Origin of the sequence: Gilliamella sp. Fer4-1, assembly GCF_001690515.1 — a bacterium.
Taxonomy (GTDB): Bacteria; Pseudomonadota; Gammaproteobacteria; order Enterobacterales; family Orbaceae; genus Gilliamella; species Gilliamella apicola_C.
Window position 1 is genome coordinate 1 of the sequence record NZ_LZGZ01000214.1, and the last position, 8,986, is coordinate 8,986.

At 35.3% G+C, this 8,986-nt stretch carries 12 protein-coding genes; 7 read left to right on the forward strand and 5 right to left on the reverse strand.

Annotated elements, in window-relative coordinates:
- Nucleotides 1-1,076 (forward strand): glycoside hydrolase family 172 protein (locus tag A9G30_RS07740; RefSeq protein WP_065588583.1); only part of this gene is annotated, 1,076 nt, incomplete at its 5' end.
- 20 nt (nucleotides 1,077-1,096) lie between these two features.
- Nucleotides 1,097-2,095 (forward strand): substrate-binding domain-containing protein, encoded by a 999-nt coding sequence (locus tag A9G30_RS07745; protein ID WP_065581661.1) that lies wholly within the window; start codon nucleotides 1,097-1,099, stop codon nucleotides 2,093-2,095.
- A gap of 16 nt (nucleotides 2,096-2,111) precedes the next feature.
- Here A9G30_RS07745 and smpB read toward each other — a convergent pair whose 3' ends face one another.
- Nucleotides 2,112-2,594 carry an SsrA-binding protein SmpB gene (gene smpB, locus A9G30_RS07750; protein WP_065581660.1) on the reverse strand — a complete coding sequence of 161 codons (483 nt, stop codon included), beginning with the start codon at nucleotides 2,592-2,594 and terminating at the stop codon, nucleotides 2,112-2,114.
- Nucleotides 2,595-2,627: 33 nt separating this feature from the next.
- On the opposite strand from smpB, the gene A9G30_RS07755 reads away from it, so the two are divergent.
- From A9G30_RS07755 to A9G30_RS07775, 5 genes are read left to right on the forward strand one after another with little or no spacing between them, the layout of a single operon-like run.
- The gene (locus A9G30_RS07755) at nucleotides 2,628-3,092 is read left to right on the forward strand and encodes a type II toxin-antitoxin system RatA family toxin (RefSeq protein WP_081295758.1); all 465 of its coding nucleotides are present in this window, start codon (nucleotides 2,628-2,630) and stop codon (nucleotides 3,090-3,092) included.
- Nucleotides 3,089-3,367, forward strand: coding sequence for an RnfH family protein (locus tag A9G30_RS07760; protein ID WP_065588584.1), 279 nt, complete (start codon nucleotides 3,089-3,091; stop codon nucleotides 3,365-3,367). Before A9G30_RS07755 ends, A9G30_RS07760 begins: the two co-directional genes overlap by 4 nt.
- 16 nt (nucleotides 3,368-3,383) lie before the next feature.
- Entirely contained in the window at nucleotides 3,384-3,818 is a 435-nt protein-coding gene (gene zur, locus A9G30_RS07765; RefSeq protein ID WP_065581702.1) for a zinc uptake transcriptional repressor Zur, read from the forward strand.
- Nucleotides 3,806-4,162, forward strand: a complete 357-nt coding sequence (locus A9G30_RS07770) for an EamA family transporter (protein WP_065581658.1) — start codon at nucleotides 3,806-3,808, stop codon at nucleotides 4,160-4,162. The genes zur and A9G30_RS07770 overlap by 13 nt, the downstream gene beginning before the upstream one ends.
- Nucleotides 4,162-4,545, forward strand: coding sequence for an EamA family transporter (locus A9G30_RS07775; protein WP_065588585.1), 384 nt, complete (start codon nucleotides 4,162-4,164; stop codon nucleotides 4,543-4,545). Before A9G30_RS07770 ends, A9G30_RS07775 begins: the two co-directional genes overlap by 1 nt.
- Before the next feature lie 165 nt (nucleotides 4,546-4,710).
- Here the strand turns inward: A9G30_RS07775 and A9G30_RS07780 are convergent, their stop codons facing one another.
- The 4 genes from A9G30_RS07780 to A9G30_RS07795 all read right to left on the reverse strand — a co-directional run bounded on the left by A9G30_RS07780 (nucleotide 4,711) and on the right by A9G30_RS07795 (nucleotide 8,941).
- Complete coding sequence (locus tag A9G30_RS07780; RefSeq protein ID WP_065581656.1) at nucleotides 4,711-4,926, reverse strand: DUF4177 domain-containing protein; 216 nt, start codon at nucleotides 4,924-4,926, stop codon at nucleotides 4,711-4,713.
- A 339-nt stretch (nucleotides 4,927-5,265) separates the two neighbouring features.
- The gene (gene mutT / locus A9G30_RS07785; protein WP_065581655.1) at nucleotides 5,266-5,670 is read right to left on the reverse strand and encodes an 8-oxo-dGTP diphosphatase MutT; all 405 of its coding nucleotides are present in this window, start codon (nucleotides 5,668-5,670) and stop codon (nucleotides 5,266-5,268) included.
- A 116-nt stretch (nucleotides 5,671-5,786) separates the two neighbouring features.
- Nucleotides 5,787-8,510 (reverse strand): preprotein translocase subunit SecA, encoded by a 2,724-nt coding sequence (secA, locus tag A9G30_RS13355; RefSeq protein ID WP_065588586.1) that lies wholly within the window; start codon nucleotides 8,508-8,510, stop codon nucleotides 5,787-5,789.
- 86 nt (nucleotides 8,511-8,596) lie between these two features.
- Entirely contained in the window at nucleotides 8,597-8,941 is a 345-nt protein-coding gene (locus A9G30_RS07795; protein WP_065588587.1) for a hypothetical protein, read from the reverse strand.
- Between the last annotated feature and the right edge of the window lie 45 nt (nucleotides 8,942-8,986).

Below are 8,986 nucleotides of genomic sequence, written 5' to 3' on the forward strand. Positions count from 1 at the left end.
CTAGAACTATTTCGCCAGAAAATATGACAGGAGAAAAAGGTAAATCTTGCATGAAAGCAAGCATTTTAGGTCCAAGCCGTAAAGGACAGGGATGCATTTCAATTCCTGCTGGTAAAACAGTCACTATTGCCGAAATTTCAGGGCCTGCAGAAATTCGTCATATGTGGTTTACCTTAACTGATAGAACACATTGCGGTAGTTTTGTGTTACGTGATGTTGTTATTCGCATTTACTGGGATGATGAATCAGTGCCATCAGTCGAAAGCCCGATTGGTGATTTCTTTTGTAATGGTTTTGGAGCAAGATGTGATATTAATTCAATGCCAATCGTAGTTAATCCTACGGGGGGATTTAATAGTTATTTTAGAATGCCATTTAATAAAAAAGCGAGAATTGAAATTCAAAATGAACATGAAGCTGATTTACAGCATTTCTTCTTTACTATTAATTATGCCTTAATGCCAAAACCATTTGAGGCTCCACTTTATTTTCATGCTCAATGGCGTAGGCAACGAGTAACTAATTATGCCGAAGATTATGTGCTATTAGATAATATCAAAGGGCATGGTTATTATGTCGGTACTTACTTAGCTCTAACCGCTTTGGAACGTTACTGGTGGGGAGAAGGAGAGTTTAAGTTTTACCTTGATGATGATAGCGAATATCCAACTCAACATTCAACAGGATCTGAAGACTATTTTGGTGGTGCATGGGCATTCCATAATCGTGATAAGCAAGGTCGCCCATCAGCTAAATGCTTTCAAACGTTATTTATGGGTTATCCATATCAAACCAATCGTGATGCAACGCGTGACTTTTTTCAAACAGGCGACGCTAATCCTGTACACGGTTTTGGTGATGATGCTCTACCAATGCATGGGCTATATCGTTGGCATTTACCTGATCCTATTGCATTTCACAAAAATATTAAACTTGCATTTCAACAAATAGGTAACGATGATATAAGATTGTATGAACGTTGTGACGATATTGCTAGTGTTGCGTATTGGTACCAAAATCCTTCGGCTAATTGCAATCCAATATTTCCTAACAAGCAACAACGAACTCCTCGTTGATATATAAAGGGAATAGTGCTATGGCGAGTAATAAATTAAAAATCAATGATATTGCTCGTTTGGCTGGCGTGTCGGCAACGACCGTCAGCCATATTTTTAATAAACGAGATAAAAAATATCGCATTTCAACACAAACACGGCAACGCGTTCTATCCATCGCAGAACAGTACAGTGATCAAGCTCATATTCGCCAATATCTGGTTAAAGCAAATAGTACTGATACCATAGGCGTGATAGTTCCAGACATGTCCAATTCTTTTTTTTCCATGTTTTTGCACTATTTAGAATCTTCATTTAGACAAAAAAACATACAATTATTAATAACTTGTAGTCATTATAATAAAGAAATAGAAATTAAAGTGGCACAAAACTTAATTGAACGAAAAGTTGATGCTATGATCGTCGTTACTTCATTAAATAGTGATGAGTTTTATGTTGATATTAATCAAAATACGCCAGTATTGTTTTTCGATCGTTATATTAAAGATACTTCATTGCCGTTTATCACGAGTGAATCATTACACTCTGTTGCAGAGCTAATTTATCCATATGCTAAACAATTAGATGAATTTTATTTCATTGGGTGTGATACACAATTAACTTCAATCGAAGCCAGATTGCAAGGCTTTAAAAAAGGTCTTCAACAGGTTGGATTAAACGTCAACTCACAATGGTTATTGAGTGATGACTATTGTCCTAATAAAGGATATGAATTACTCAAACAGCTTCACAAAAAATTAGGGCGACTGCCAAAGGCTATTTTTACTCCTTCATGTAATATATTACAAGAAGTGCTTAGCTATTTAGTGGAAGTAGAAGTTAAACCACAACAAATCTATTTGTGTTCTTATGATTATAATATTTATCTGAATTACTCTTACTATCCAATTGATACTATTGCTCAAGATTTTCAAAGCATGGCTTACACTTGTGTCGATGTAATTGATGCTCTACTTAAATTCAAAGAATTAAAAAACAAAGCTTTTTTTATCAAGCCACAAATTATACGCCACCGTTAGGGCTATGCTCATATTATTAACGGTTGGCGTTTTTCATAATGCGCGCTTTATCAACTTGCCATTGACGTTCTTTAATATCAGTACGTTTGTCGTATTCTTTCTTACCTTTAGCAACACCAATTTTCACTTTTGCCCAAGCGTTCTTCCAATAAAGCGAAAGTGCAACAACAGTATAACCTTGGCGATTAATTTGACCGAATAATGAATTTAATTCGCGTTCATTTAATAACAATTTACGTGTGCGCATTGGTTCGCAGACAACATGTGTTGATGCAACATTAAGTGGTGTGATAGTTGCACCAAAGAGCCATGCTTCACCATCTTTAAGTAAAACATAACTGTCACTAATGTTGGCTTTTCCTGCGCGTAGGGATTTTACTTCCCAACCTTGTAGGGATAATCCCGCCTCAATTTCCTCTTCAATAAAGTACTCATGGCGTGCACGTTTATTTAATGCAATGGTTGCCGAACCTGGCTTATGTGATTTTTTCTTAGTCATAATGTGCGTTATTATAAAGTTACATGATATGATATGCCACTAATTTTAACTTTTTATTTTATTATTATGGCACATGTTTTTCACGAAGTTATCGAGCCTTATTCTGTAGAGCAAATGTTTTGCTTAGTGAATGATATTGCTCGGTACCCTGAATTTGTTCCTGATTGTATCGCAACTGGTATTATTAGCAAACAAGATAATACGTACACAGCGTTTATTGAAGTTGAAAAGTTAGGCTTTAAAAAATCTTTCACTACAGTAAATCAGATTAATCAACCACATTCTATTGAGATAAAATTGTTTGAAGGACCATTTAAACACCTATCGGGAAGGTGGCAATTTAGTTCACTCGGCGAGAGCAAAAGTAAAATTAGTTTTAGTTTAGACTTTGAGTTTAAGAATAAGTTATTAGATATTGCTTTTTCTCCGGTGTTTAAAGAAGTGATGACAAGTATGGTTAATGCGTTTTCAAAACGAGCAAGGCAGATTTATAAATGATAAATATTCAAGTGGTTTATGCGTTACCAAATAACCCGACGGTAATTAATTGCGATGTAGATGAGCAAACGAATGTCTTGCAAGCAATTACAAAATCCAATATCTTATCGTTATGTCAGATTAAACTAGATGAACATCTAATTGGCATCTATGGAAAACGTTGTGATCTCAATGAATTGGTTAAAAATGGCGACCGTATTGAAATATATCGACCTTTAATCAATGACCCTAAAGAAATAAGACGAAGAAAAGCAGCACAAAAAAATAATGACTAAAGGCAAAGGAAACCAAATGCATAATCTGCTCATTGAAAAGATTGAAACTTTATGCAAAAAGCGTGGTATTAAACTGACTACGCAACGTCGAACAGTTTTAGATATTATGTTAGCGGCAAATAAAGCGATGAGTGCCTATGATCTTTTAGATCTACTCAAAGTCAGTGAACCTCAGGCTAAACCACCCACAATTTATCGTGCGCTTGAATTTTTACTAGAGCAAGGTTTCATCCATAAAGTCGAGTCTTCTAATAGTTATATTATTTGCCCACACTTTCAAAACCCACAGCATATTTCAATTTTATTTATTTGCGATAAATGCCAACAGATCATCGAAAAACATTCACAAAATATTGAATATCAATTCAAAAAATTAGCACAGCAATCTGATTTTTTAATCAAACATAGTGTGCTTGAAATACATGGGTTTTGTCAACAGTGTCAATCTTGATCATTACTCTTTGGTTAATTAACATTATCTGCGATACTGTTGGGCAAATTGCATTTAAATATGCAGCGATTAATTCCAAAGATACGCAAGGTCTGCGTTATTGGCAAAAACTTTTTGGTAATTATTGGTTATGGCTAGGTTTTGCTGCTTACTTTATTGGCTGTATTTTTTGGCTAGCTTTTTTAAGCTCTGTGCCATTATCTCAAGGAATATTACTGGGATCATTTAATATGATTACTGTTATGCTAGCTGGTCGGATTTTATTTAAGGAACATCTGACAAGCTTTCGTCTTATTGGTATCCTTTTTATTACGATAGGCGTAGTTTTGGTTGGACTTACGTAATGAAAAAATTTTATATTATTGGGTTTATCTTACTATTGTTTTTTGATACGTTTGGTCAAACAAGCTTTAAGTTAACCGCATTATCGGCTATGCCTCTTGAAATGAGTATTGATTGGTTTATCCGTATTTTTACTCATGGGTGGGTTTATTTGGTAATTATTGGGTATACTGGAGCATTTGTCACATGGATGATGTTATTAAAAAAAGCACCTGTAGGTCCTGCTTTTGCCGTTTCTCATTTACAGTTAGTTACGGTAATGTTGGTTTCGGCTATTGCGTTTGATGAGCCAATTGCATTTATACGTATGCTTGGTGGGATATTCATTATTATTGGCATTATTTTTTTAGCTCTGGCAGAACAAAAATTAAATCGTAATACTTAAAATTTTTTATACTGAAGCATAGTGCTTCCTTAAGCTTTTTGACAATAGATAATATAGTAATTGATTAGGCTTAATTAAGCATATTTAGTGGGAGATACAATATAATTAATAGATATATTGTGTCTCCCAATCTGATATCAGATTATACCCCATAGGGAGGTAAGTTTAGTTGCGTTCGCGTTCCATCACAATTAAATAGGCTTCCCTTTTCCAAAATAAAAATAAGCGACGCATATCTTTTTCCATCGTCACTACACGCCAGCCATCTTTAGCATTTTTATTTAAAAATTCGGAAAATCTAACCTCGTCAGCATTCGCTGAACCTAAAAGTAATGAAGACAATGCGCCTTCTTGGAAAACAACTACCTTATATTCTTTCATAACAATTAACACCTTAATATTATTATAATAATACGATTTTTAATGATAAGTAACATTAAAGATCCTCGGCATTATATATTATGTAAATTTGGTTTCCTAGCACATAATTAATCTTCCATAAAAATATATGATTAGTATGCTTTTGTTCAGCTTGTTGTTTACGACTTTCGATTTATGGTTAAAAGTTTAATTTGATAGTAATGTGCACAGTACAACTCTCTTGTTATGTAGTTCTATATGGCATATTAATTTATAATGAAGTATTAAAAATACCCTCAAATTAAAACATGAGATTGCATTAATGAGAAAGACAATTAAAACTAAATCATAATAAATGAACTAAATTTGTTTATCCAAATTTTTAAGCATTTCGATAATTGGTCGATTAGCATCAGGGAATTCATCAGCATTTAAATCTTGCTGATCTACCCAACGGCTTGGTTGCCCTTCTTTTGCAAAAGGAACACCATCCCATTCTTCTACTAAATAAGCATAGATAGTAATATCGCGATCATCATAACTGTGTTCGACTGTTTTTAAGAATTGGGCTTGGCGGATATGAATGTCAACCTCTTCAGCAATTTCACGTTGTAGGGTTTGATAGGGTATTTCTCCTGCTTCTATTTTCCCTCCAGGAAACTCCCAAAACCCCGCTAGATGGGAATCTTCACCGCGTTGGGTAATAAAGATTTGACAATTTTGTGAACGAATAATACCTACAGCAATTTCAGTATGTTTTTTCATAATTGTGTTTGTCTATGAGTTAGGTTAGGGAAAGCTTAGCCTTTCCCTTTCAGTTCTTGTCGATCTTAATCGACGATTTAAGCATCAATTTTGCTCAATCATACTAAATTAGTATCTTATTTAACAGATCCATGACAGTGTTTATATTTTTTACCTGAACCACAAGGGCATGGATCATTACGCCCAACTTTAGCTTGTGTACGCATTATCGGTTGAGCTACTGCTTGGCTTTCATTTTCACCACTCATGCTCACTACTGACTCGTGATTAGCTTGTTGCTTAGCCATTAGTTTTTCCATTTCGGCTAGGCGTTGGCGTTCTGCTTCATCAACTTCATCTTGTGAACGAATTTGCACACGGCTCAAAATACCAATAACATCATATTTTAACGATTCTAACATGCTAGCAAACATATTAAAGGACTCGCGTTTATATTCTTGTTTTGGATCTTTTTGTGCGTAACCACGTAAATGAATACCTTGACGTAAATAATCCATAGCAGCTAAGTGTTCTTTCCAAAGCGTATCAAGTGTTTGTAGCATGACACTTTTTTCAAAGTGCCTAAATGCTTCAGCTCCAGCAGTATTTTCCTTTTCTAAATATCTTTCTTGTGCCATTTGTAAGATACGCTCGCGCAATGTTTCCTCATGTAGGTTCTGCTCTTCATCTAACCATTTGGCGATGGGTAAATCCAAATCAAAGTCTGTTTTTAGCGCGGCTTCAAGTCCAGGGATATTCCACATTTCTTCAATTGATTGTGGAGGTATGTATTGGTCAATGAGTGTATTAAATACATCACCTCGGATTGAATCAATAGTATCTTTTATATCGGCATTATCAAGTAAACTGTTTCGTTCACGATAAATTACTTTACGTTGTTCGTTAGCAACATCATCATATTCAAGAAGTTGTTTACGAATATCAAAGTTGCGACTTTCAACTTTCTTTTGTGCATTGGCAATGGCTTTAGTTACCCATGGGTGTTCAATGGCCTCTCCCTCTTTCATGCCCAGTTTACGCATCATGTTACCCACACGTTCAGAGGCGAAGATTCGCATCAATGGATCTTCAAGTGATAGATAAAAACGTGAAGCACCAGGGTCACCTTGACGACCAGCACGACCTCGTAACTGGTTGTCGATACGACGCGATTCATGACGCTCTGTACCTAAAATATAAAGCCCACCTAATGCAATCACTTCTTCGTGTTTTGTTTGCCAAACTTGTTTCGCTTTTTCGATATCTTCTTGCGTTGGATTTTCAATTTTAGCTATATCACTTTGCCAATTTCCACCCAGCATAATATCAGTACCGCGCCCAGCCATGTTAGTTGCAATGGTAACGGCACCTTTACTTCCAGCATTAGCAATGATTTCAGCTTCTTGATCATGGAATTTGGCATTTAACACATTATGTTTAATGCCGGCTTTTTTAAATGCTTGCGAAACTAGTTCTGACTTTTCGATTGATGCTGTCCCAACTAAAACGGGTTGACCGCGTTTTACACATTCTTGTACATCAGTAACAATCGCGTTAATCTTTTCCTTTTCAGTCATATAGACAAGGTCAGATTGATCTTTTCGTTGCATTGGGCGATTTGTTGGAATAACAATCGTATCCAATCCATAAATTTGATTAAATTCAAATGCTTCAGTATCAGCAGTACCTGTCATCCCCGCTAATTTTTCGTATAAACGGAAATAGTTTTGAAACGTAATTGAAGCCAGTGTCTGATTCTCATTTTGGATTTTAACATGCTCTTTTGCTTCAACCGCTTGGTGTAAACCATCAGACCAACGACGACCATCCATGGTTCGACCAGTATGTTCGTCCACGATAACTATTTCGTTATCTTTAACAATATAGTCAACGTCGCGATGAAATAAGTGATGAGCACGTAGGGCTGCATTAACGTGATGCATTAGAACAATATTACTTGGCGCATAAAGCGATTCATCACCTTTCATGATGCCTTGTTTAATCAATAATTCTTCAACTTTAACCAATCCACGCTCGGTTAAATTAACTTGGCGTGATTTTTCATCAATGGAAAAATCTCCATCCCCTTGAAACTGTTCAGAGTCTTCTTTTTCTTGGCGAGTTAAATAAGGAATGATTTTATCAATACTAATATATCTTTCAGAACTATCTTCGGCCTGACCTGAAATAATCAATGGCGTTCTTGCTTCATCAATTAAAATTGAGTCGACTTCATCGACTAAAGCGTAATGTAATGGACGTTGTACTCGAGCATCTTTGCTAAATACCATATTATCTCGTAGATAATCAAAACCATATTCATTGTTAGTACCATAAGTGATATCAGCATTGTAGGCTTCACGTTTTATGTGTGGCGGCATATTAGGTAAATTAATACCAACAGTTAATCCTAAAAATTCGAATAATGGACGATTATTTTCTGCATCACGCTGTGCTAAGTAATCATTAACTGTAACAACGTGTACACCTTTACCTGTTAGTGCATTTAAATAGGCAGGTAATGTTGCCGTTAAGGTTTTTCCTTCACCTGTGCGCATTTCGGCAATGCAGCGCTCATTTAATACCATACCACCAATTAACTGAACATCGAAATGGCGCATGCCAAATACGCGCTTACTTGCTTCACGAACTACAGCAAAAGCTTCTTCTAAAATATTATCTAATTTGGTCCCTGCTGCAACTTTTTGTTTAAACTCTGCCGTTTTTGCTTTTAGCTCTGCATCTGACAATGCTTCCATTGTTGGTTCAAGTGCGTTAATTTTTTCAACTCGCTGGCGCATACTTTTTAATACGCGATCATTACGGCTACCGAATACTTTTGTTAATAATTTTAATAACATAACTTCTCTCTTATTCTTTTTATACAAATAATAAAGGCTTATAGCCTTATAATAGGGCAAATTCATTTAATTGAGTGATAAACTCTTTATATGGCAGCGTGAGGACCAGCTCTTATTCCATTATTTGGTGATAATCTAATGGTTGTATTTAGGCAAAGAGCATCGTTATTTTGTAAAAGAATTTGCTTATCAAAATACTGTTTTTGTGATGAGACGAATGTTTGAGGTTTAATTTTTAATTGAGATTGATGCTCTTGTACTATTGCAGTAATAGCAATAATATCAACCTGTGAAATCAGCTGTTGAGCAGGCAATGCATTTTCTTGGTGAAAACCAAATCCAGTAGCAATCACACCTAATAATAAGTGCGATAAAGCGGTTTTGATAATTAAGCGTTTGCTAATTTTTTGCCAATAATTAATTACAGTCATAACAATGATATATTAGCATTTTTTGCCAAAATGAAAAACAATTAT